Raw genomic sequence first — 23,039 nt, 5'->3', positions numbered from 1 at the left:
TCACATGTCCAGTTGGTCGATCATCGCTTGGGTAATAAGGCAGACACCGCCTTCTGTGCGTCTGAACCGTTTGGCGTCAAGTTTTGGGTCTTCTCCAACAATCAGACCGGGTGGAATTTTGACACCCCTATCAATCACAACGTTCTTCAGGTAAGCCCGACGCCCGACCTCGCAATATGGCAGGGCGACAGCGCCTTCCAGTTGCGAAAAGGAGTGTGTTTTTACCCCGGTGAACAGCAAGCACTGATACAGTGACGAGCCTGAGATAATACAGCCGCCTGACACCATCGACGAAACAGCCTGGCCGCGGCGCCCTTCCTCGTTGTGAATGAACTTCGCCGGCGGCGTCAGTTCGGAATAGGTCCAGATAGGCCAGTCTGTGGCGTAGATATCCAGACCCGGTTTGAAATCGGTCAGGTCGATATTGGCCTGCCAATAGGCGTCAATCGTGCCTACATCGCGCCAATAGGGTTTGTCCTCAAGCCCAGACATGACACAAGACCGGCTGAAGGGGTGCGCCATTGCGCCGCCTTCGGCTACGATAGTCGGGATGATGTCCTTGCCAAAGTCATGGCTGGATGTCTCCGAATTCGCGTCTGCTTCAAGGATGTCATAGAGATATTCTGCCTCGAACACGTAAATACCCATGCTGGCCAGTGACATGTCCGCCTGACCGGGCATCGGGGGCGGATCCGCAGGCTTTTCAACAAAGCTTAGTACTTTGTCCGTCTCGTCGACATCCATGACACCAAAGCCTTTGGCTTCTTCGCGCGGCACCTCAATACAGCCCACCGTCACCTTCGCGCCGGATTGAACATGCTGCTCAATCATCAGCGAGTAATCCTGCTTGTAAATATGATCGCCAGCCAGCACCAAAATGTATTTCGGTCCATAGCCGCGCAAGATGTTTATATTCTGGGTAACGGCATCTGCGGTGCCTTTGTACCAGTTATCCTCATCCAGCTGTTGAGATGCGGGCAGGATGTCCAGAGACTCGTTACGCTCTGCCCGGAAAAAGCTCCAACCCCGTTGCAGGTGCCGGATCAGGCTGTGAGCCTTGTATTGGGTCGCAACGCCGATCCGCCGGATACCCGAGTTCACCGCGTTGGACAAAGCAAAGTCTACGATCCGCGTTTTGCCGCCGAAATAGACCGCTGGTTTCGCGCGGACATCGGTCATTTCCTTCAGACGGCTCCCCCTGCCACCCGCAAGAACATAGGCCATGGTCTGGTTGGCCAATCTGCGACGATCTTGTTTCAACGGGTGTCCTCCCACTATTGGTTCCGGTCTATTCGTGCCTCAATTCAAAGAAAACGGTGGCAAGTGGCGGAACGGTCATCACAACAGACTGGTCACAGCCATGCGCTGCGACTGGCTCGGAATTCAGCCCGTCTCCGTTGCCCTGATTGCTGCCGCCGTAATATGTGGAATCTGTGTTCAATCGTTCTGCCCAATAGCCCGCGACCGGCACACCAACGCGGAATTCCGTCCGGGTTACAGGGGTGAAATTGGCGACCACCAACACCGGCGGGCCGTCATCGGTGCCATAGCGAACCCAAGAGAACACCGAGTCGCTGGCGTTGCCGCCGTCGATCCAACGGAACCCTTCCGCACGCGTGTCTTGTTGGTAAAGAGCGGGCGTCTCACGATAGAGCATATTGAGATCGCGCACCAACCGTTGGACACCTGCGTGGCTGGGGTGCTCCAACAGGTGCCAGTCCAAACTTTGTTCGTGGTTCCATTCGGCAACCTGCGCAAACTCGCCCCCCATGAACAACAGCTTCTTGCCAGGATGCCCCCACATGAAGCCGTAGTAGGCCCGCAGATTGGCTAAGCGCTGCCAATCATCACCGGGCATTCTGTCCAGCAAAGACCCTTTGCCATGAACGACTTCATCATGACTGAGGGGCAGCACAAAGTTCTCGGAAAACGCATAGTGCAACCCGAATGTCATTTTGTCGTGGTGGTACTTCCGGTTCACAGGATTTTCGGCCATGTACCGCAAGGTGTCGTTCATCCACCCCATGTTCCATTTGAAACCAAAGCCCAGCCCGCCCTCCGATGTCCTGGCGCAGACACCCGGGAATGCTGTGGATTCTTCGGCAATTGTCATCGCGTCGGGATGCGCTGCATAAACTGCTTCGTTCATCTGTCTCAAGAAGCCGATGGCCTCCAGGTTTTCACGCCCACCATGGATGTTTGGCACCCATTCGCCCTCTTTCCGCGAATAATCGCGATACAGCATCGAGGCCACCGCATCGACGCGAAGCCCATCGATATGGTATTCTTCCATCCAAAATTTTGCGTTCGCGATCAGATAGCTGGATACTTCGGCCCGGCCGTAGTTGTAGACCAGCGTGTTCCAGTCTGGGTGATATCCTTCCTTCGGGTCGAGATGTTCGTACAAAGCAGACCCATCGAACCGACCCAGCCCGTGCGGATCGGAGGGGAAGTGGCCTGGCACCCAGTCGATGATCAAGCCCATGTCGGCCTGATGGCAAGCATCCACCAGCGCCCGAAAATCATTAGGTGTTCCAAATCGCGCCGTAGGCGCAAACAGCCCGACAGGCTGATACCCCCAAGACCCACCGAACGGATATTCCGAGATCGGTGTGAGTTCGATATGGGTGAAGCCCATGTCGCTGGCATAAACCACAAGATCGGTTGCAAGTTCCTGATAGTCCAGCGACCGGTTGCCAGCCTCAGGAACGCGCCGCCAACTTTCCAGATGTACCTCGTAGATGGAAATCGGTTTATCCACGCGTTGGTGTTGACCACGATTAGCCATCCAATCAGCATCCGACCAGTCGAATTTCCCGAGATCGCGCACGACCGAGGCCGTTTTGGGCGGTAATTCAGACCCAAACCCGACTGGGTCGGCCTTTTCCGGCATCAGATGTCCGTCGGACCCCACGATTTCGAACTTGTATGCTGTACCGTCGCCCAATCCAGGCATGAAAATCTCGTGAACGCCGGTTGCACCACGTCGCCGCATCACGTTTCGCCGTCCATCCCAGCCGTTGAAGTCACCGATAACCGACACCCGCCTCGCGTTTGGTGCCCAGACTGCGAAATGCACGCCAATGCTGCCTTCGTGCGACGTCACATGCGCCCCAAGCGCGCGCCACAACTGACCGTGTGTACCCTCTGCCAAGAGATATTCATCAATTTCGCCAAGAACAGGGCCAAACGCGTATGGGTCTTGTTCTGTCCAGCTATCGCTGTGGTGTGTTAGGCGTAGCAGGTAAGGGAACCGTTTTTTCCTATGCGGGACGGCACCAACAAAAACACCGCTTTCCGCGTCGACTCGCGACAGCGCGCAGAGCTTCCGCCCGGTTTTCTGATCCACAACCTCGACCGTGTCCGCTTCGGGGTGAAAGCACCGGATCACCAACCGTCCATCGACTTCATGCAGCCCAAGGACCGAGAACGGGTCACCATGCTCGCCCTGAGCGATGGCAGCCCTATCCTCGGCTTGGATCAGGTCGCTCCTCATGCCGACTTGCCCAGGGGTTTGATCAGAACACTATCCGCCTGCCAGATGTCGCGGGCATATCCTCTGATTGTACGGTCTGACGAAAACCATCCCATGCTGGCCGTATTCTGCAGCGCCATCGCGGCCCAATTCTGACTGTTGCGATATGCAATGTCGGTGCGGCGCTGAGAATCGAAATAACTGTCGAAATCGCAGGTGACCAGAAAGTAGTCGTGATCGTATAGCGTTCCGATCAGAGAGTGATAGCGCCCCGCTTCCTCAGGCGAAAACAGCCCCTCAAAAATCTGCCCCAATACACGCTCCAACCGTGGGCTGTCTGCAATTGCGGCGCGCGCATAGTCATGCACCCTGCGACGCTCCATGACCTCTTGTGCTGTCAAGCCGAACAGGAAAAAATTGTCCGACCCCACATGTTCGCGGATTTCGACATTCGCGCCGTCCAGCGTGCCGATCGTCAACGCGCCGTTTAGTGCAAATTTCATGTTTCCGGTGCCTGAGGCTTCTTTCCCTGCGGTCGAAATCTGCTCGGACAAATCTGCGGCAGGGATCAGGTTTTCAGCCATCGTAACGTTGTAGTTGGCGGGATAAACAACCTTCAGAAGATTACCCGTGACAGGATCGGTGTTGATGACTTTTGCCACATCGTTGATCAGCCGCACAATTTGCTTGGCAACGTGGTAACCCGGCGCAGCTTTGCCTCCAAAAACTTTACCCGAGGTGTCCATTCGACTCTTGGATTGTCCCGCATCTCGTTCCACAGGGCGACAGTTTCCAGAATATTCATAAGCTGGCGCTTGTATTCGTGAATGCGCTTGATCTGGACGTCGAAGATCGCGTCAGGATCAACCGAGACACCACATTTGGCAGCGACCCAGTTCGACAACTTTTCCTTGTTGTGTCGTTTTGCGGCGCTGAAGTCGCTGAGGAAGCCGCGATCTCCGGCGCGGTGCTTGAGCTGTTTTAGCTGCTCCAAATCCGCAACCCAACCATCACCGATTTCGCGAGTGATCAGATCGCTCAGAACAGGGTTGCAGGTGTGTAACCAGCGGCGGGGTGTGATGCCATTGGTTTGATTGATGATACGTGCCGGATGAATGCGGTTCAGATCGGCAAAGACTGTTTCCTTTACCAGATCAGTATGCAACGCTGAGACGCCGTTGACTTTATGCGCCATGATAAAGGCCAGCTCGCCCATATGGACTTCGCCGTGTTTCAGGACGCGCGGGCTGCCGGGAAACTCCTGCTGCTGTTGCTCATCAATGGCCCGAATGATCTCCAAATGTCGCGGAAGGACGCGGCCTAGCAACCCTTCGTGCCAGCGTTCCAGTGCTTCTGGCAACAGCGTGTGGTTGGTATATCCAAGGCACCGGCGGGCGAGAGAAATCGCCTCGTCCAGAGGCAAAACATGCTCATCAACCAAAAGGCGTACCAGTTCGGGTCCCGCAATCGCCGGATGCGTATCGTTAAGCTGAATGGCTACCGCATTCGGCAATTCGCGAATGTCGCCATGATCGCTCAGGAACCGGCGCAGCAAGTCCATGATCGATGCGGCGGTAAAGAAATATTCTTGCTTAAGTCGCAGTTCCTTGCCTGCATCGGTCGTATCGTCCGGATACAGAACGCGCGAAATCGTACGTGCCAGAGCCTCGGACCGGCTGGCCGCCAGATAATCGCCCCGATTAAAGCTCTCCAGATCGAACTCATTCTCTGGCCGGGCCGACCAAAGCCTCAGAGTATTGCCCCACGCGCCTTTCCATCCAACCACTGGCGTGTCAAAAGCCTGCGCCTGAACGGTGTCAGCGGGATGCCATTCAGCTTGACCGTCATGATGGCTAACATAGCCACCAAATGAGATACGATAGCAGGCCTCGGGACGCACGAATTCCCATGCAAATCGCTGGTTCAGCCAGGTTTCTGCTTTTTCAACCTGCCGCCCATCGACAAAGCTCTGCTCGAACAACCCATGTTCATAGCGAATACCATAGCCGTAGGCAGGTATTCCAAGGGTGGCGAGGGAATCCATGAAACAGGCCGCCAACCGACCAAGGCCGCCATTACCCAAAGCGGCATCAGGTTCGTCGTTAAAAACGACGGAAATATCCTGACCAAGATCCTCAAGGGCCTGCCTGACCTTTTCTGTAAGTCCTAGGTTTGCAGTCATGTCTTCGACCAGCCTGCCGATCAAAAACTCCATCGATAGGTAATAAACGCGTTTCGCACCAGACTGATACGTCTCGCGCGTGCTTTCAAACCAGGGGTCAACGATGCGATCGCGAAGTGTAAGCGAAACCGCCATACGCCAGTCATAGATCGACGCGTGCTCGGCATCTTTACCGAGTGAGTAAGTGAGATGTCTGAGGATTTCTGGTTTCATGTTAGAGTGGCTGCCCCGTTTACGCTGAATTGGATTTGATGGCGACGCCTATACCGTCAGACGTGCTGCCATGTTTTAGAAATTGAACGCCTTCATCCTCCAGCGTGGTGCGCATTGCTTCAATCATTGCGTGGTTTACGCCTTTTTTTCCAGCTTCAAATCGATGCACTGTCATATGAGAAACGCGCGTCAAATCCGCAAATTCTTTCATAGAGAGCCCAAGCACGTGACGGGCCATTCTCAATTGCTCTGGTTTCACGTTATTCTCCCGACTTTGGGCTTCGCGGTTGAAGCATGTGTGCTTTGCATGAGCTAATTCATATCAGCTCAGACACATCTGTAACTCAAGCGGCTGACAGTGCTACCCGATCGACTTTTGTCTTGTAACAAAAGTATTCGCCACAAAATGACTGGTCCGACTCACACTTCTTCAACGTACTCAATAAGGGCTGCTTCACATCCATCCTTCCAAATAAGGTTGAGCCACTCAGAGAACGCATCTGAGAACTCCTTAGCGTTCTGTAAATCGCCATAAATCCAGGATTGTTCGAGCCATGCGACCGGATTTGATTTCGCGGCAAGCGCGGCCTCAGACAGTTTGCCCCAAACGGGATCGTTAGCCTCGATCACACTACCATCTTCGCGCTTGCCTGCACACATGCGGGCCCAAAGAGCTTCGACGAGGGCTAGGCCGACAATAGAGCGACTTGCCTTTAGCTGGTCTCGAATGATCGGCATAACGAATCCCGTATGGCGCGCCGAGCCGTCGAAAGCCACTCGTCGGGTTGTGTCCACAATTCGTGGATTTGAGAACCTACTTTCAATTAGGCTTATATACTCTTCCGGGCTTTTTCCGGATACGGGTGCAACTGTTGGTGCTATTTCGGTTCTTTGAACTTTGCCAAAAAACTGCGAAAGCTGCCTGTGCTTCATGCATTCGGAAATCGTCTGAAGCCCCAGGATCTCTCCGGCATTTGCGAGAACTTGATGCCCAGCATTGAGGACGCGAATTTTCATAGTTTCAAACGCATGAACATCGTCAGTGAAAATTGCGCCAACATTGTCCAAGTCGGGGCGCCCTGCGCAGAAACTGTCTTCTATCACCCACTGACGATAGGCTTCGTGCGTGACGACCGCGGCGTCATCAATGCCAAAGTCTATGGCGAGTGCCAGTTCGCTTGGACCGGTCGCGGGGGCGATGCAGTCTACCATCGAATTTGGAAAGGACGCATTGGCGTCGATCCAATCGGCAAGTTCAGGGTTGGTCATTCGAGCCAACGAAATGACAGTTTGCCGAAGGACGTCACCGTTACCTTGCAGGTTATCGCAGCTGAGCCCAGTGAAAGGCATATGCCCTGCATCACGTCGCTGACCAAGCGCAGCCACCATGGCTCCAAATACGGTGCGGGGTTTCAGCGGGTTTTTAGCGTCATGAAGAACGTCGGGGTGGTTGGAGTCAAACTCCTTGGTGACTGGATCGATGTAGTACCCACTTTCTGTGACCGTCATAGTTACGACGCGAATCGTAGGATTCGACATCATGCGAACTAGCGCCCCATTGTCATCTTCAATAGGCAAGTAGTCGATCATGGATCCTATGACCTCGGCAGAGATTTTTTCCGGGTCGAGTTCGATCAAGGTTGTAAGGCAATTCTGGGCGAGCAATTTATCGCGCATAATCGCATCATAAGGGCGTACGCCAGCACCGATGATTGCCCAATCTTTGGCTTTGCCTTGCTGCATCAAACGATGCAGGTACCAAGCCTGATGCGCACGGTGAAAATTGCCGACCCCTACATGAACAATGCCAGGTTTCAATGCGGCACGGTCATACCTTGGGCGTTCGACAGTCAATTGATCGAGTGTCGCATTCGAAAGGGAGATCAGCTCATCCATTGCCCACCATCCACGTTGTAAGTTTGTGCGACGATGTAGTTCGCCGCATCACTTGCCAAAAAAACAGCCATTCCGGTCAAATCGTCGGGTGTACCCATGCGTCCGTAGGGTACGGCGGCATCAACTTCCTGTTTCTTTTGTCCGGGTGCCTTGTCTTCGTACTTCGCAAAGAACGCGTCCACGCCGTCCCAGTGCTCGCCATCGACGACACCCGGAGAAATTGCGTTCACGTTTATTCCGTGCCTGATCAGGTTCAGTCCCGCCGACTGAGTCAGGCTGATGACCGCCGCCTTGGTAGCGCAATAGACCGCAACCAACGGCTCACCGCGCCTTCCGGCTTGGCTCGCCATGTTGATGATCTTGCCACCTTTCCCGCGCTCGATCATGTGTCGGGCGACGGCCTGCATCGTGAAGAGCGTGCCCGCTACATTGATGTCAAAAGCGCGCTGATAGTCAGCGCGTTCGATTTCAACAATCGGGGCGGCTGTGAAAAGTGCCGCGTTGTTGACCAGAATGTCGATGTGACCGAATTCTGCAGACGTCGTTGTCACTGCGTTGTCGATGCTGGTCTGGTCGGTCACGTCCATAGCCACAGCAATCGCATTTTCGCCAAGTGCAGCAGCGCCTTGGCGGGCGCCATCTATATTTATGTCGGCGAAGGCAACCCGAGCGCCTGCGTTGACGTAGGCCTCCGCAAATGCCCGCCCGATCCCTCGGGCGGCGCCTGTAATCAGGGCTGTTTTTCCAGCCAGTTGCATTATTCGATCCTCAGGCCCTGAGCGTCGAACTTATGCAGCTTGTCCATTTGCGGGGTCAGGTAGATCGTGTCGCCATGCTTTGCCTGAATGTCACCGGTAATCCGCACAGTCACCATGTCAGCAAGACCTGTGTCATGGACGTGAATGAAAGTGTCTGACCCCAAGTGTTCGGCCACGCCGACGACGCCTTTCCACATTCCATCAGTCATGCTGACATCTGTGTGTTCAGGACGAATGCCGATTGTGGTTGCCCCGTTTTTCTCGGCCTCAGCGCCTTTGATCAGGTTCATCTTCGGAGACCCTATAAACCCCGCGACAAATTCGTTGCGTGGACTGTGATAGAGCTCAAGCGGTGACCCCACCTGTTCGATCACGCCAGCCCGCAAAACGACGATCTTGTCCGCCATGGTCATGGCTTCAACCTGGTCGTGGGTTACGTAGATCATTGTCGTCTTGAGCCGTTCGTGAAGTTCACTGATTTCAAGCCGCATTCCGACTCGCAGGGCCGCGTCGAGGTTGGAAAGCGGTTCGTCGAACAAGAATGCAGCCGGTTCCCGAACAATGGCCCGGCCGATTGCAACGCGCTGACGCTGACCACCTGACAATTGTCCCGGACGCCGATCCAGATAATCGGTGAGGTTTAGCGCCTTTGCGGCACCCTCAATCCGGCGGTTTTGTTCATCTTCATCGATCCCTGCCATTTTCATCGGGAACGCTATGTTTTTGCGCACCGACATATGCGGATACAGGGCGTAAGACTGGAAAACCATTGCCAAACCGCGCTTGGCAGGAGGCACATCCGTCGCATCCGAGCCATCGATTTCGATATGACCCGTAGTGATGTCTTCGAGCCCCGCGATCAGGCGCAGCAGTGTGGATTTACCGCAACCGGAAGGTCCAACAAAAACCGTGAACTCGCCGTCTCCAATCGTGAGGTCCAGAGGCGGAATAACCTGAACGTCTCCGAAGCTTTTGGTCACTTGGTTGAGTTTGATTTGTCCCATTGGTCAAGTTCCTTATTTGACGGCGCCGAAGGTCAGGCCGCTGACAAGTTGTTTCTGGCTGAACCAGCCAAGAATGAGGATTGGCGCAATGGCCATGGTTGATGCTGCACTTAGTTTGGCAAAGAACAGGCCTTCGGGGCTGGAGTAGCTAGCAATGAAGGCCGTCAGCGGAGCCGCATTGGCTGCCGTCAGGTTTAGTGTCCAAAACGCCTCGTTCCAGGCCAGAATGAAGTTCAGCAGCAAGGTAGAAGCTATGCCGGGAATTGCCATTGGCGTGAGAACGTGAAGGATTTCTTCTTTCAGCGTCGCACCGTCCATTCGGGCCGCTTCAAGGATCTCACCAGGGATTTCCTTAAAGTATGTGTACAGCATCCAAACAATGATCGGCAGGTTCATCAACATGAGGATGATGACCAGCGCACCTCGGCTGTCGAGGATGCCAAGTTTGATGCAGATCAGGTAGATGGGGTACAGAACACCAACCGCCGGTAGCATTTTAGTGGACAGCATCCAGAGGAGAATGTCCTTGGTGCGATTGGAAGGAACGAATGCCATCGACCAGGCCGCGGGGACCGCCACGATGATACCCAATATTGTCGAACCCCCCGCGATGATGATCGAGTTCCAGAGGAACCGGGCATAGTTCGACCGCTCCATGACAGCTGAGTAGTTTTCAAGCGTCCAGTCAAATGCCAGGAACACCGGAGGGTCTGCGATTGCGGTGGCTTCGGTTTTGAAGCTGGTCAGGACAGTCCAGAGGATCGGGAAAAAGATCAGCAGTCCAACACCCCAGGCGGCGGCTGTGTTGATGATCTTACGTTGTTGAGTTACTGCGCGGGCCATTTTGTCCTCCTCACGCGTCCAGGTTCTTGCCGACGATGCGCATCAGGAAGATCGCAACGATATTGGCGAGAATGATTGCATAGACACCACCGGCAGAACCGAGGCCGACATTCTGACTTTCAAGAACACGCTGGAAAATCAGATAGGTAAGGGTGCGGGTGCCAAACGCACCTCCGGTTGTGACAAAAATTTCTGCAAAGATTGCCAGCAAGAAGATCGTCTGGATTAGAACCACGATCGTAATCGCACGGCTGAGATGCGGCAGAGTGATGTAACCGAACCGCTTCAGCGGCGGTGCACCGTCCATTTCCGCAGCTTCCAACTGTTCTCCGTCCAGAGATTGGATAGCAGTCAACAGGATCAGCGTAGCGAAAGGCAACCATTGCCAAGAAACGATCATGACGATGGAAGGCAACGAGGCCTCAGACAGCCAAGCGATTGGCTCGGCCCCGAAAAAGCGCCACAGGTGGGCGAACAGACCGTTCACCGGGTCCATGAACATGTTCTTCCAAACCAACGCTGAAACTGTCGGCATAACAAAGAATGGTGCGATGACCAGAATGCGGACGACACCTTGCCCCCACATTGGCTGGTTCAGCAGGATCGCCAGCAAGACGCCGATGATCACGGTGATCAAAAGAACCCCACCGACGATGGTCAGGGTAGCCACCACCGACGGCCAGAACGCACTGGAGCTGACAAAGCGGACGTAGTTGTCGAAACCGACCCACCCTAGGTCTCCACCACGCAGTGGAAGGTATTGTTTGAATGAAAAAATGAGAGTCATGATCAATGGAACGAGCATCCAGCCGAGGAGCAAGATGACCGCTGGAGCCATCATAAGCCGCGCCGCTGATCGGGAGTGTTTAGTAGCCATCGGGCATACCTCCTCTGTTGATTGCCATAAGGCTATCTTAAACAGTGCAAAGTTTTTGAGAATTGATGGCGTCTCGGGAAACACTTGGGAGAAGAGTGCTCCCCGAGACAGACGCAGCGCTTAGCGGTAGCCAGCAGCTTCCATAGCGTCGTTTGTCAGCGCCTGAGCTTTGGCAAGCGCCTCATCGACGGTCTGCTGACCTGCATAGACAGCCGAGAATTCCTGGCTCACTTCCGTCGCGATGCCCGCAAATTCCGGGATAGCCACGAACTGGACACCAACATATGGTACCGGCTTAACCGTCGGGTTTGTCGGGTCTGCCGCTAGGATTGAATCCAGCGTCTTCTGAGCGAAGGGAACCGCCTGATAGTTGGGATTTTCGTATAGCGATGTACGCGCACCCGGAGGCACGTTCGCCCAACCTTCGTTTTCGGCAACAAGTTCAATATAGTCTTTTGACGTCGCCCATTCGATGAACTCTTTTGCTGCAGCTTCCTTTTGCGTTCCGGCCGGAACTGCCAGCGCCCATGCCCAGAGCCAGTTTGCTTTCCGATCGACACCTTCACTATTCGGTGCTAGCGCGAAGCCAACCTTGTCGGCGACGGTTGAGTCATCAGGATTGGTCACAAACGAAGCTGCAACGGTGGCGTCAATCCACATGCCACACTTGCCTTGCTGGAACAGGTTCAGGTTTTCATTGAATCCGTTGGTCGCGTAGCCGTTCGGCCCGGATTCCTGCATCATGTCGACAAAGAAGGTCAGCGCCTCTTTCCACTCTGGCTGATCGAACTGGGCATTCCAGTCTTCGTCAAACCAGCGCGCACCGAAGGAGTTGCCGGTTACGGTGATAAACGCACCACCTTCACCCCAGCCCGCCTTTCCGCGCAGGCAGATACCATTGATGTCATTGTCACGGTCGGTCATTGCTGCGGCAGCTTCGCGAATGAATTGCCAGGTTGGTGCCTCAGGCATTTCCAGACCGGCCTTCTCCATCAGGTCGGTGCGGTACATGATCATCGAACTCTCGCCATAAAATGGCGCTGCATATAGGGTACCATCGTGGCTCAGACCGGCTCGCATGGCTGGCAGGATATCATCAGCGTCATACTCAGCTGAAAGGTCGTCAAGCGAGACCAGCCATCCATTGGCACCCCAGATCGGAGTCTCGTACATGCCGATGGTCATGATGTCGAAAGAACCACCCTTGGCGGCGATGTCCGTGGTGACACGCTGGCGCAATACGTTTTCTTCCAATGTGACCCACTCGACCGTGTGGCCAGTCTTATCAGTGAAGTCCTGAGTCAACCCCTGCATGCGAATCATGTCGCCATTGTTCACGGTGGCGATGACAAGATTCTCTGCTAGTGCGCCACTTGCAGTGACGAGTGTCATTGCCGTCGCCGCATATAGAGCTTGTTTGAATGACATCCTAATTCTCCTCCTCGTTGGATGATGACTTCGACCTTAGTCAAAATCACAACGCGAAGTCAATTATAAATTTACGCGCGTAAATTTTAGGCTGATTGCGAGATTAGTGGTTTCTTATGCCGACTCCCGCATGATCAGACGGCCCTCGAACAGTTTTTCCTGTCTTTCCGGCGGGACTTCTCCCTTTTCAAACAATGCAAACAATGTGGACACCGACCAATTCGCGATACCTTCATAATCCTGTGCGATCGTTGTCAGAGGGGGCATGTGAACCTTGAAAACGGGTGATCGTCGTGGCCTGCAATCCGGAGATTGCATTCCGGACCATGACCAACTTTAAAGCCAAGGCCATAAGCCGCTGACAAAAGACCGATGGCAAAGCGATCATTGCTACATAGGATCGTGTTGGTCTTGAATGCCCCCTCAGACAAGAGCCGGCCACCCTGGACTTTCCCAATTTCTTCGAAGTCCCAGCCTTCTCCGTTCACTTGAAATATATTCGGTGTCTGACCGTGCCGCTCCATACTTTCGATATAGGCTTGCCTATGCTTATTGGCGTTGGGGTTGAGCGGTTTTTTCATTTCGAAAAAACAGGGAGGTTCACCGCTGCGGCAAAGGTACTCGACCATCAAATTGACGCTCTGAAAGTGATCGGTGCCAACAAATGCTCGTCCTACATTTTGCATGTTGGCATCAAACAAGACGACTGGAATCTCGGCATCAAATGCTTTAACGGCGTCTTTGTCTGACAGCCTGCCAAAAGGTGCCAATAAGACGCCAGCAGGTTTCAGGGATTTGAGTGAATTAAGGTTGTCTCGCTCCATTTCAGGATTGCCGTGTGAACTAAGTAAAATCGGGCTGTAGCCGGCCTCTATGCACGCAAGCTCTACGCGTCTGCCGATCTCGGAAAAGAATGGGTCAGCCAGATTGGGGACTACAACTCCAATGTTCTTGGTCGTGCGCCGGTTTTGGTTCATCGCGAATACATTCGGATGATACTCATACTCTTCCAGTGCTGCTTCGATCTTGTCTCTTGTGGAAACACGCACGCTTTCTGGATCGTTGAAGTATTTTGAAACGGTAGGTCGGGAGATCCCGCTGATGGCCGCAAATTCTTCCATGTTTCGGATTTTGCGTTTCAATTCTTGCCTCACACCAATTTTCAACATGTCGCGCGGAAACTTGTAGTAAATTTAGAGATGAAGGACCCGAAGTGTCAAGTCGGCTAGAAAGGGTTAAGTTTGCTCGCTTCCGCACTCATTTCAATCTTGACCGTTTTGTCCCGGGTTCGGCTCTCAAGCAACGAGCAGATCGCGATGCAAATAGCCCATGCCCAGTTATAGCATGAGCACACGTTTTGATTTCGATCACGCGTCATCGGGTTGGGGGATCAACCGCAACCCCCGCACTCAAGTTTCAAGTTGACGCAGATGATGTTCCGGGCGACCTGCGGGACTGTTTGGCCGCCGCAGTTAACCTTATCCGGGTAGTGCTGAAACCTCTTTTTTCCGCCATTGCGAACATATCTCTAAACAAAGCACTGCAAATCCCAGGGGCTCGGTCGTTCAGCTTTAACAGCGGTCGCTGCCTAGATCTTCCACATTTATGTATGAAAGACACCGCGTAGCTCCGCAAGGCCCCTTACTTGCCTGCAAAACACGGCCCATATGCGATTTTGTCTTAACCCGGAACGTTCTATGCGGAGTTCAAGCTGCCACTTCCGTTTACAGCTCCGCAAAACCGAGCCCATCGCATCTGGACAGCTAATTTATGTATTGGTCACAAATGTAAATTTTGTCGCCAAAACGGAGATGACGGACGAGCGGATCTCGTGATGTTCTCCTGCCTCTCATCTTTCGCGGCTCCTGCTTGGCAGGGTGGTTTGGGCCAGCATTTTCGGGAGGAGGTGAAAATGCTGGCCCTTTGCGTTGGCGCTCCCTGTTGGCTTTTTCGCCGCCGCTTATGCTGGCTAACTCTGGGAGGAGCGAGAACCAGCAAATTTCGTGTGAGCTTATGCCCTGAGGGCCTCCGCTCTATTAATCAGCCATCAATTTCGCGGCATATTCCGGGATATCGGATCGCGAGATTCCGATCTGAGCGAGCTGATGGTCGTTCATATTCGAAAGTGTGGAGAGCATCCGGGCCGTTTGAAGCGCCTTAAAGGCCGCATTTGCCGTGGCTCCGATCCTCGCCAGGAAGCTGATTGATAGGGCGATGGCGTGACCACGATCTGTACCAGCCGTTTGGGTGTTAGCAGCCATATGCAGCCTCCATAGCAAGTTTTTTGATGCTACTGCGCGGAATACCCAGATCTGTTAAGTCGCGGTCAGATAGCACCGAGAGCTCATAATACGTCGCGCGGTAAACCCTGCGATTGGCCTGTGCCTTTCGCATCGTGTCTATTTTTTGATGAAAGAACGTGCGGCCAGCTTCGAAAATGACATCCAGCCCGCTGTTTGATCGAGTAATTGCCATGATATTGCCTCGTCCGTTGCTGCAATGCAGTATTTATGCTGCAATGCAGAGATACGTGTGTTTGGTAGCGCTCACAATTTGGCAATTTGGCATAGGCCCCATGTCAGATTGGAACAGCAAGGGTCATGACATGGATATTTCTGCGCAAATGCTAATCTTTACGACAGTTGTCGAGCAGGGAAGCATATCTGCGGCTGCACGATCAATGGGGCAGACCCCCTCGGCTGTAAGCAAGCAGATCGGATTGCTTGAAGATCAGGTGCACTACCGCCTACTGAATCGCACCAGAACAGGTATCTCCCCGACGTTGGAAGGCCAAGCGTTCTACGAAAAATGCAAAGCGATGGCTGACAAATTCAAAGAAGCCGAGGCGATGATCCATAACTTTGATGGTATCCCACGCGGAGTGCTCAGAATCGCATCCACGGTTGCCTTTGGTAAGGCACAGCTGATCCCTGCTCTGCCGAAATTCATGGAAGAGAACCCTGAAGTTAATGTGTCCTTGGATTTGACCGACCGAGAGATTGATCTTCGGAGCGAAGGGTTCGATGCGGCGATCTGCTTTGCTGAACAACGCAAGAACCCAGATATGGTCATCAGACGCATTATGCAGAGTCGCAGGGTGCTATGCGCCTCACCTGAATACCTTGAGCGTTCAGGAACCCCGACGAGTTTTGCCGAGTTGGCTGAACACAATTGCCTGAGAGTTGCTGGAAGAAGCCAACGGAACGCTTGGAACAGTATCGAACCAAAGGTCGGCGAAAAATTTGAAGCAACGGGCAGTTTTGAGGGAAACAGCACCGATGTCGTTTTTCGAGCGGTACTGGCTGGTATAGGGATAGCGCGGCTACCCTTTTACATCGCGAACTGCAAGTTTCAGTCCGGCGAACTCGTCCATGTTATGCCGGAATACGCACCACCGAGCACTGATATCGTGGTGATGTTTGCTGACAGGCGCAATCTAGCCCCGAAAACCCGAGCATTCGTGGATTACCTGGTGCAACAGTTTCGTGATGTCGAAAGCGACAAAATGACCGGTTCTTAACCATCTGGAAAAAGGGGTTCTTCACGCTAGCAAGGTCAAAATCATTCGGAGAGATCACAAGCAAAGCTGAAAATGGGGTTCGAACTAAAGGCCCATAGCGGATATTCGCAACCAGACTTTGCAAGGCCCGTGGAGCGCAAGCAAGACCCCGCCCGACCCTGTGATCTTAGTGCCGGACAAAGCGCCGCTCTTCTGACCTTGCTGAAACTGGTCCGAGTTTGTCTGGCAGTACCCACACCATTATCGTTGTATGGCACGGGCAGCAGCGTCCAGCCTGCGTGTCGCTGGCTGGCGACGTTGGCTGCGCGGGGTTCGTACTACTTCAGATATGTGTTGAACCAATCAATTGTTCGGTCCCAGGCTAGGTTCGCCATCTCCTCGTCATAGCGTGGCGTGCTGTCGTTGTGAAAGCCGTGATTGGCATTTTCGTAGATATAGGCCTCGTATACTTTTTCATTGGCCTGCAGAGCGGACTCAAAATCTGGCCAGCCTGCGTTGATACGTTCATCAAGCTCTCCCATCTGGATCAATAACGGTGCCTGAATTTTGGCCACATCCTCTGCTGCTGGCTGACGACCATAGAACGGCACACCTGCAGCAAGTTCGGGGTAGGCCACGGCTATTGCACTGACGACGCCGCCGCCATAGCAAAAGCCTACCGCGCCGACCTTGCCTGTGCAATCTTCCCGATTCATCAGGTATTCGAACCCGTTGAAGAAATCGTTCATCAACTCGACTCGGTCCACTGTCTTTTGCAGTTCGCGCCCATCGGTGTCGTTGCCCGGGTATCCACCGACCGAGGTCAACCCGTCGGGGGCCAGCGCCATAAATCCAGCTTTCGCCAATCTGCGCGCCACGTCCTCGATGTAGGGATTCAAGCCGCGGTTTTCGTGAATCACCAGAACTGCGGGTAGGGGATCTTCCACGCCCGCAGGCCGAACCAGATAGCCCCGGACATCGCCGGTTCCATTAGGTGAAGGGTAAGTAATATAGTCCGCTTGGATATCGGGATCGTTGAAGGATACCTGCTGAGCAAGGGCATAGTTTGGGCTAAGCATGTTGAGCAACGCGACGGCGGATAAGCCGCCAACTGCAAATTTGCCAGCACGATCCAGGAATTGGCGCTTGGTGATTTTGCCGTGCGCGTAAAAGTCGTACAGGTCCAAAAGCTCCTGGTCGAAATCTCTGGCCGTCATGCGGGTCATAGTAAATCTCCTGTTGAGTTTGGTCGTCCGAAGGGTGGGGTACTATCCGATTAAGGAGTCCTTTTTTGATTGAGGTTCGCGGTACGTCTTTTGAGACACTTCCAATGGCTCCTTTTGCGCGTGCCGTTCGCGCAGCACATTTTTTTGAACTTTTCCCATTGTATTGCGCGGCAGTTCCGAGACGAGCTCGTAGCGGCGTGGATGTTTGAAGCGTGACAGCCTGTCTTCGACGGTCCTCGCTATCTGTTCCATGTCCGGTTGTGCGCCGGGCTCAGCCACCAGTGCGGCGATGATTGCTTCGCCGAAATCGTTGTCGGGAGTGCCGAACACCGCCGATTCCAAAATACCATCAATGTCGTTCAGGACATCTTCAATTTCTTTTGGGTAGACGTTGTAACCGCCGGTGATGATCAGGTCTTTTGACCGACCTACAATCGACAGGTAGCTATCCTTACTATATTGACCCAGATCGCCGGTGATGAAGAATCCATTGTCCCGCAACTCTTCAGCGGTTTTGTCGGGCATCTGCCAATAACCTTTGAACACGTTGGGGCCGCGTACTTCGATCATTCCAACCTCGCCCTGAGGCAGCGGTTCCCCGGTATCCGGGTTTGTCACGATCACTTCGATGCCAGGCAACGCCATACCAACAGTTCCCGCACGTCGTTCGCCACTATAAGGATTAGAGCTGTTCATGTTCGTCTCGGTCATTCCGTAGCGCTCAAGGATCTGGTGGCTAGTGCGCGTTTCGAATGCTTGATGGGTTTCGGCGAGCAGGGGGGCGGAGCCGGAAACGAACAGGCGCATGTTCCCGGTGATTTCTTCGGTGAACCGGTCGTCTGCCAATAGTCTGGTATAAAAAGTGGGGACCCCCATCAAAAGGGTCGACTGAGGCAACTCATCCAGGATGGCGCCGAGGTCGAACTTTTCCATCAGTCGAACTCTGGAACCGGCGAGTAGTGACGTATTCATTGCCACGAAAAGCCCGTGCGTGTGAAAGATCGGCAGCGCGTGAATCAAGCGATCGTCGTTTGTGATGCCCCACAGATCAACAAGAACTTGGGCGTTGGACAACAGGTTTTGATGGCTCAGCATTGCGCCTTTGGAACGGCCTGTGGTGCCTGATGTATAAAGCAATGCGGCAAGATCGTCCGGAGCGCGATCCAAGGTCTCGAATACACAAGGTTGTGCGTCGGCCTCGCTGCTCAGGCTAGCGGAAACGCCGCCGAGTGTCCGCAGCTTTGCCCCAGACCGAGCCGCCCGTTTTCCGATTTCAAGTTCGTCTTTGCTGTCGCAAACGATCATCGCTGGTTGGGCATCAGAAATGAAATAGTCCAACTCTGCCAACGTGTAAGCCGTATTCAGCGGCAGGTAAACAGCACCTGCCTGAACCGCCGCCGCGTAGAGCGCAATCGTATCGGCGAGCTTTGGCGCTTGCACAACGATGCGATCGCCAGGTGAAACTCCGTTGCTTTGCAAAACACGTGCGATCTGCGCCGCGCGCTTCAAAAACGAGTCATAGGACACCACTTGGCCATCATCGAGCTGCAGGAACGGAGCCTCGTTACCCTCATGTTGGGCAAACAAACTATCGTAGAGGGTATTGGTCACTCTGTATGTTCCCTTGGCTTGGCCGCAATCGCGGCGGTTGAGGCCGCGCGAACTGAACGCGAGGCTTCGATTGTCGCATGTGTTGCGAATTCTTCGTGATGACGTTCTGTCTTGTTCAAATCGTAAAGATAGTTGACCATCGCACCGCCGGATTGTGATCGTCCGTTCGGCGACAAATCGGCTTCGGCGTGCAGTTCGTGCAACTCGGCACCATTGCCGAGGTGAAAGCGGGCCACGGGATCAAGCGGCATCCCATCTTCACGCTTGGCGAACATCAAATATCGCGCGGCCATCGCGCGCAAATCTTGTGGCGATGTTGTTGCCGCAAGCACGGCCTCGGCGGCATAGCCGTGCTCAGGGTGTTCTGTCTCGCCCGCCAACCAACGATTAAGCCCCGGTATTGGTGATAAGGTCACAAAAGTATCAATCCCCTGGAGCTCTCTCGACAGCTCGGTCACAACCTGTTTGATCAACAGATTCCCAAAGCTGATACCCATTAAACCCTTTTGGCAATTTGAAATGGAATAGAACGCCGCGACCTTTGCCTGTTCAGCTTGGATCGGTTCTCGACCTTCGGACAAAAGCGCATCAATAGCGTCTGGAACTTCAGCCGTCAGAGCAACTTCGACAAAAATCAGAGGTTCATCTGGCATCGAAGGATGGAAGAACGCAAAGCAACGACGATCAGGCGGGTAGAGCCTGCGTCGCAGATCGTCCAGATCGTTGATCTGATGAACCGCCTCGTAGGCAACGATCTTGTCTAGAACGCGGGCAGGGGTATCCCAACTGATTTGTTTGAGGACAAGAAACCCCCGATTGAACCAGCTTCGCAGCAAATGGACGAAATCAATATCTGTTCGCTTGAACTCGGGGTTGGATCTGAGAAAGCGCAACAGGTCAACGCGCATTGCTACGAGTTCTTGAGTCGCACCTGATGGTTGGTTTAATCGGCGCAAAAACTCTTGCCGTTTGGGTTCCGCGACTTCACTAAGCTTTTGATATAAATCGGCACTTCGCTCCTTGGCGTAGAGACTTGCCGTTTCGGCAAGCTGATCCGCGTCCAGCTCAAGTTGATCATTCAAATAGGCAAAAAATTGAAATTTCTCGGAATCGTTTAAAGTCTGGTAGCGATCAAGGATCGTGGAAGCGAGGGTAAAGCCCGATACTTCGCCTTCTGCAGACAACAAGGCCTCACAAAGCTCTACAATAGATCGATTGTCGTCATTGCCGCGCCTTTTGCCGGGACGGTCGAACAACTGATTTAACAGATCGCCCAGAAACCAGTTCCGCTGCATTTCAGGACTCCATCTGACTGCTCAGGTACTCACCCGTTCGGCGGTAGTGGTTGAGCAAGTGCTGGGTCGCGCTGTCTGCGTCGTGATCGAGTGCGGCATCTAGGATTTGCTGGTGTTCGGCAGCGATATCGCGCTTTTTGTAACTCGACCCTCCCGCTGCCAGATAACGGTAGCGAATGTTGAGGTCATAAAGCTGCGAGCAATACCGTAGCAGCAACGGCAGTTTTGCATTTTCCAACAAGGCCATATGAAACGCTTTGTGGGCGTCTTCGAAGTCAGGCGCACCTTTTTGACTGGCCTTTTTCATATGGTGATGACGCAAGACTAGCCTGTCCTCCCAAGCTCCGTCTGCATTGACGATGGAAGCGCGCAGCGCTGTTTCCTCGAGGTTGCATCGCAACAGGAGTATTTCTTCGAAGTTACACTTGCTGACTGGCGCTGCCCGGAATCCGCGCTGATCAATCCGCTCGACCAACATGTCCGAAGTCAAAAGGCTAAGCGCTTCGCGAACCGGACTAGCGCCAGTGTCCAAAAGCCCGCGAAGTTGCTCGATCTTGAGTTTTTGGCCCGGAGGTAATTCTCCGGTCAGGATCATTTCGCGTAGCCTTCGATACGCTCCATGAGTGGCTGATGTCTCTTTGCCCTCAGTATCAAGCATGGCGTCCATATCCGACTGTTCCTATTTCGCGGCAAATACTCTTGAGTGCTCTTAACTGAGGGCACTCGTTCCAGTCGATAGGCCAACCGAAAGGTTCAGCGAGCCTTCGTTGATCATCCAGCGCCGAAGTACAAAACTACGTGCGCCACTTTTGTGTATAGGATCGTCTTCGGCCAGCTTCCGGGCGGCTTCAAGGCTGTCGGCGCGATAGATGATCAGTCCCATCCCCTGCATATGCTCGCCAGTTTCATCCGACATGGGGCCTGCAAAAGCCAGCTGCCCCAAACGTTCCAGCTGCGTCTGATACGCCAAGTGATCTGGCAGTGACGCCTTTACATCTTCGGGCGATTTGGCTGGCGTGCTCAGCGCGACGTAAAGCTCCAAAGCAAGAGCACCGCGGCTTTTTGCTTCTGATTTGTAGTCTGCCCAAGCAACCATTTGCTGCCTCCAAAAATATCGATATTATTTGACATATTGCAAAATAGTCGGCAAAAATCAAGTGAACTGACATGGATGGTGAAAATGAAATACCTGGTGGGAGAGACTTTGGATGGCACAGCGGTTTTTGCTGTAAACGGCGAAAATGCAGTGAATCTAACGGCTTTGCATCCTGCAATCGGTTCGGATTTGATGGGTTTGATAGCCAAGCCTGAACTGGCCGACTCACTTGCCCCCAAAATTGACGCGGCAGACAGTGTGCCCGTGTCTTCCATCACTCCGGCATTGCCCGTTGCCGCTCCCGGAACGATCATTTGCATGGGGTTGAACTACACGGACCACATCAAGGAAGGCGGGTATGAATTCCCGGAGTATCCGACGCTGTTTATGCGTGGGAAGAATTCGATCATGGCGGCAGGGCAACCTATGGTGCGGCCTACCTGTTCCGAGAAACTCGACTACGAAGCCGAGCTTATGCTGATCGTTGGAAAACGCGGCCGTCATATCTCGGAAGAGGACGCACTGGATTATGTCTTTGGCTACACCGTGTTTAACGACGGGTCGCTGCGGGATTATCAGCGTAAAACCGTTCAATGGACGCCCGGCAAAAACTTCGATGACACAGGCGCGATCGGCCCTTTCACCGTAACGCCGGATGAGTTGCCCGAAGGGGCATCAGGTCTGAAAATCGAAAGCCGAGTGGGGGACGAAATCCTGCAAAGCTCGAACACCGCAAACATGATCTGGGGAGTCCCTCAAGTCATCGCCACGATCTCGGAATATACCACTCTCGAACCCGGTGATCTGATTGCGTTGGGTACGCCGCCGGGTGTTGGTCACGCCAAAAAGCCCAATCCACGTTGGTTGAAGCCGGGTGAAACCGTCGAGGTCGAAATTGAGGGCATCGGCATATGCGCCAGCCCCGTCATCGACGAAAAGGACGCCGAGACTAAGGTGGCCGCAGCATGAGCGCACCAACCGGGGCAGAGCTGGAGGCACTTCGCGCAAAGGCGCAGCAAGATCATCGCGATCTGCGCGAGCGCATTCCACGTCTTTCAGACGACGCAATTGCCCTGATCCTCCGCGAATCCAGATCTCATTACGCCTGGACCGACAAGGCTGTTTCTAACGAATTGCTTGAAGAGATCTACGACATCACGATCAACGGCGCGACCAGCATGAACACGCTGCCCGCCCGCTTCGTTTTCGTGAAAAGTGCGGAAGCTAAACAGCGCTTAGCTAAGTCGTTAAAGCCGAAGAACTTGCCAAAGATGATGGATGCGCCGGTCACCGCGATCATTGCTTATGACATGAACTTCTGGAAGGAATTACCTTTTCTTTTCCCGCACGAAGATCGACGGCCACTTTTCGAAAACAATCCCGAATATGTAGCCGATACAGCGTTTCGCAATGGAACGCTTCAGGGCGCTTACTTCATGATCGCCGCGCGTGCGGTTGGGTTGGACGTCGGCGCCATGTCTGGCTTTTCAAACAAGATCGTCGACGAGGAATTCTTCGCGGGCACAACGCTCAAGTCGAACTTTCTTTGCAATCTGGGCTACGCAGACGAAACAGGATTGTTTCACAAGCTGCCTCGCTTCTCATTCGAAAAGGTTTGCTCTTATGCATGAGGAGG

19 protein-coding genes and 2 pseudogenes are annotated in these 23,039 nt (G+C 53.7%); 3 read left to right on the top strand and 18 right to left on the bottom strand.

Annotation, left to right across the window (positions count from 1 at the left end):
- The 13 genes and pseudogenes from glgC to AC1DFB_RS09560 form a co-directional block, all read right to left on the bottom strand.
- The gene (glgC, locus tag AC1DFB_RS09620; RefSeq protein ID WP_480922605.1) at positions 1–1,224 is read right to left on the bottom strand and encodes a glucose-1-phosphate adenylyltransferase; all 1,224 of its coding nucleotides are present in this window, start codon (positions 1,222–1,224) and stop codon (positions 1–3) included.
- A gap of 64 nt (positions 1,225–1,288) precedes the next feature.
- Complete coding sequence (glgB, locus tag AC1DFB_RS09615; RefSeq protein WP_480885694.1) at positions 1,289–3,496, bottom strand: 1,4-alpha-glucan branching protein GlgB; 2,208 nt, start codon at positions 3,494–3,496, stop codon at positions 1,289–1,291.
- Positions 3,493–5,870 (bottom strand): annotated as a pseudogene (locus AC1DFB_RS09610) (glycogen/starch/alpha-glucan phosphorylase). The gene glgB and the pseudogene AC1DFB_RS09610 overlap by 4 nt, the downstream one beginning before the upstream one ends.
- Before the next feature lie 19 nt (positions 5,871–5,889).
- Positions 5,890–6,129, bottom strand: a complete 240-nt coding sequence (locus tag AC1DFB_RS09605; RefSeq protein WP_170403641.1) for a helix-turn-helix domain-containing protein — start codon at positions 6,127–6,129, stop codon at positions 5,890–5,892.
- Positions 6,130–6,290: 161 nt separating this feature from the next.
- Positions 6,291–7,766 (bottom strand): mannitol dehydrogenase family protein, encoded by a 1,476-nt coding sequence (locus tag AC1DFB_RS09600; RefSeq protein ID WP_480921144.1) that lies wholly within the window; start codon positions 7,764–7,766, stop codon positions 6,291–6,293.
- Entirely contained in the window at positions 7,754–8,527 is a 774-nt protein-coding gene (locus AC1DFB_RS09595) for an L-iditol 2-dehydrogenase (protein ID WP_480922604.1), read from the bottom strand. Before AC1DFB_RS09595 ends, AC1DFB_RS09600 begins: the two co-directional genes overlap by 13 nt.
- Complete coding sequence (locus tag AC1DFB_RS09590; RefSeq protein WP_480921143.1) at positions 8,524–9,528, bottom strand: ABC transporter ATP-binding protein; 1,005 nt, start codon at positions 9,526–9,528, stop codon at positions 8,524–8,526. The genes AC1DFB_RS09595 and AC1DFB_RS09590 overlap by 4 nt, the downstream gene beginning before the upstream one ends.
- Positions 9,529–9,540: 12 nt before the next feature.
- Positions 9,541–10,371: a carbohydrate ABC transporter permease gene (locus tag AC1DFB_RS09585; protein WP_170585545.1), complete on the bottom strand. Its 831-nt coding sequence runs from the start codon at positions 10,369–10,371 to the stop codon at positions 9,541–9,543.
- A gap of 10 nt (positions 10,372–10,381) precedes the next feature.
- Entirely contained in the window at positions 10,382–11,248 is an 867-nt protein-coding gene (locus AC1DFB_RS09580) for a carbohydrate ABC transporter permease (RefSeq protein ID WP_480921142.1), read from the bottom strand.
- A gap of 120 nt (positions 11,249–11,368) precedes the next feature.
- Entirely contained in the window at positions 11,369–12,676 is a 1,308-nt protein-coding gene (locus AC1DFB_RS09575; RefSeq protein WP_480921141.1) for an ABC transporter substrate-binding protein, read from the bottom strand.
- A gap of 114 nt (positions 12,677–12,790) precedes the next feature.
- Positions 12,791–13,797, bottom strand: a pseudogene (locus tag AC1DFB_RS09570) (LacI family DNA-binding transcriptional regulator).
- A 915-nt stretch (positions 13,798–14,712) separates the two neighbouring features.
- Positions 14,713–14,937, bottom strand: a complete 225-nt coding sequence (locus AC1DFB_RS09565; protein WP_480921140.1) for a DUF1127 domain-containing protein — start codon at positions 14,935–14,937, stop codon at positions 14,713–14,715.
- Positions 14,927–15,151 (bottom strand): DUF1127 domain-containing protein, encoded by a 225-nt coding sequence (locus AC1DFB_RS09560; RefSeq protein ID WP_480921139.1) that lies wholly within the window; start codon positions 15,149–15,151, stop codon positions 14,927–14,929. Before AC1DFB_RS09560 ends, AC1DFB_RS09565 begins: the two co-directional genes overlap by 11 nt.
- A gap of 100 nt (positions 15,152–15,251) precedes the next feature.
- Between AC1DFB_RS09560 and AC1DFB_RS09555 the strand changes: the two genes are divergently transcribed.
- Positions 15,252–16,196 carry a LysR family transcriptional regulator gene (locus AC1DFB_RS09555; RefSeq protein ID WP_480901532.1) on the top strand — a complete coding sequence of 315 codons (945 nt, stop codon included), beginning with the start codon at positions 15,252–15,254 and terminating at the stop codon, positions 16,194–16,196.
- A 317-nt stretch (positions 16,197–16,513) separates the two neighbouring features.
- Here the strand turns inward: AC1DFB_RS09555 and yghX are convergent, their stop codons facing one another.
- From yghX to AC1DFB_RS09530, 5 genes are read right to left on the bottom strand one after another with little or no spacing between them, the layout of a single operon-like run.
- The gene (yghX, locus tag AC1DFB_RS09550; RefSeq protein ID WP_170511706.1) at positions 16,514–17,401 is read right to left on the bottom strand and encodes a YghX family hydrolase; all 888 of its coding nucleotides are present in this window, start codon (positions 17,399–17,401) and stop codon (positions 16,514–16,516) included.
- Positions 17,402–17,443: 42 nt separating this feature from the next.
- On the bottom strand, positions 17,444–19,012 hold the full coding sequence (locus AC1DFB_RS09545) for a malonate--CoA ligase (RefSeq protein ID WP_170734661.1): 1,569 nt from the start codon (positions 19,010–19,012) through the stop codon (positions 17,444–17,446).
- Positions 19,009–20,307, bottom strand: coding sequence for a malonyl-CoA decarboxylase (locus AC1DFB_RS09540; protein ID WP_170403606.1), 1,299 nt, complete (start codon positions 20,305–20,307; stop codon positions 19,009–19,011). The genes AC1DFB_RS09545 and AC1DFB_RS09540 overlap by 4 nt, the downstream gene beginning before the upstream one ends.
- Before the next feature lies 1 nt (position 20,308).
- A complete protein-coding gene (locus AC1DFB_RS09535) occupies positions 20,309–20,965 on the bottom strand; it encodes a GntR family transcriptional regulator (RefSeq protein ID WP_480885703.1) in 657 nt (218 codons plus the stop codon).
- A 51-nt stretch (positions 20,966–21,016) separates the two neighbouring features.
- Positions 21,017–21,403 (bottom strand): YciI family protein, encoded by a 387-nt coding sequence (locus AC1DFB_RS09530; RefSeq protein WP_170403600.1) that lies wholly within the window; start codon positions 21,401–21,403, stop codon positions 21,017–21,019.
- An 84-nt stretch (positions 21,404–21,487) separates the two neighbouring features.
- On the opposite strand from AC1DFB_RS09530, the gene AC1DFB_RS09525 reads away from it, so the two are divergent.
- Both AC1DFB_RS09525 and AC1DFB_RS09520 read left to right on the top strand, forming a co-directional pair.
- Positions 21,488–22,372 carry a fumarylacetoacetate hydrolase family protein gene (locus tag AC1DFB_RS09525; protein WP_480921138.1) on the top strand — a complete coding sequence of 295 codons (885 nt, stop codon included), beginning with the start codon at positions 21,488–21,490 and terminating at the stop codon, positions 22,370–22,372.
- Complete coding sequence (locus tag AC1DFB_RS09520) at positions 22,369–23,034, top strand: malonic semialdehyde reductase (protein WP_480921137.1); 666 nt, start codon at positions 22,369–22,371, stop codon at positions 23,032–23,034. Before AC1DFB_RS09525 ends, AC1DFB_RS09520 begins: the two co-directional genes overlap by 4 nt.
- Positions 23,035–23,039 lie beyond the last annotated feature (5 nt).

The sequence above is a fragment of the Ruegeria sp. S84 genome (assembly GCF_056583445.1).
The sequence above is the reverse complement of the archived record's forward strand: the minus strand, read 5'-3'. Positions and strand labels throughout refer to the sequence as shown.

Coding starts and splice junctions, on each gene's coding strand:
- AC1DFB_RS09575 (WP_480921141.1), bottom strand. CDS start 12,676: ATGTCATTCAAACAAGCTCTATATGCGGCGACGGCAATGACACTCGTC.
- glgC (WP_480922605.1), bottom strand. CDS start 1,224: ATGGCCTATGTTCTTGCGGGTGGCAGGGGGAGCCGTCTGAAGGAAATG.
- AC1DFB_RS09540 (WP_170403606.1), bottom strand. CDS start 20,307: ATGCAGCGGAACTGGTTTCTGGGCGATCTGTTAAATCAGTTGTTCGAC.
- AC1DFB_RS09525 (WP_480921138.1), top strand. CDS start 21,488: ATGAAATACCTGGTGGGAGAGACTTTGGATGGCACAGCGGTTTTTGCT.
- glgB (WP_480885694.1), bottom strand. CDS start 3,496: ATGAGGAGCGACCTGATCCAAGCCGAGGATAGGGCTGCCATCGCTCAG.
- AC1DFB_RS09530 (WP_170403600.1), bottom strand. CDS start 21,403: ATGGTTGCTTGGGCAGACTACAAATCAGAAGCAAAAAGCCGCGGTGCT.
- AC1DFB_RS09590 (WP_480921143.1), bottom strand. CDS start 9,528: ATGGGACAAATCAAACTCAACCAAGTGACCAAAAGCTTCGGAGACGTT.
- AC1DFB_RS09535 (WP_480885703.1), bottom strand. CDS start 20,965: ATGCTTGATACTGAGGGCAAAGAGACATCAGCCACTCATGGAGCGTAT.
- AC1DFB_RS09560 (WP_480921139.1), bottom strand. CDS start 15,151: ATGGCAATTACTCGATCAAACAGCGGGCTGGATGTCATTTTCGAAGCT.
- AC1DFB_RS09565 (WP_480921140.1), bottom strand. CDS start 14,937: ATGGCTGCTAACACCCAAACGGCTGGTACAGATCGTGGTCACGCCATC.
- yghX (WP_170511706.1), bottom strand. CDS start 17,401: ATGACCCGCATGACGGCCAGAGATTTCGACCAGGAGCTTTTGGACCTG.
- AC1DFB_RS09555 (WP_480901532.1), top strand. CDS start 15,252: ATGTCAGATTGGAACAGCAAGGGTCATGACATGGATATTTCTGCGCAA.
- AC1DFB_RS09600 (WP_480921144.1), bottom strand. CDS start 7,766: ATGGATGAGCTGATCTCCCTTTCGAATGCGACACTCGATCAATTGACT.
- AC1DFB_RS09580 (WP_480921142.1), bottom strand. CDS start 11,248: ATGGCTACTAAACACTCCCGATCAGCGGCGCGGCTTATGATGGCTCCA.
- AC1DFB_RS09585 (WP_170585545.1), bottom strand. CDS start 10,371: ATGGCCCGCGCAGTAACTCAACAACGTAAGATCATCAACACAGCCGCC.
- AC1DFB_RS09520 (WP_480921137.1), top strand. CDS start 22,369: ATGAGCGCACCAACCGGGGCAGAGCTGGAGGCACTTCGCGCAAAGGCG.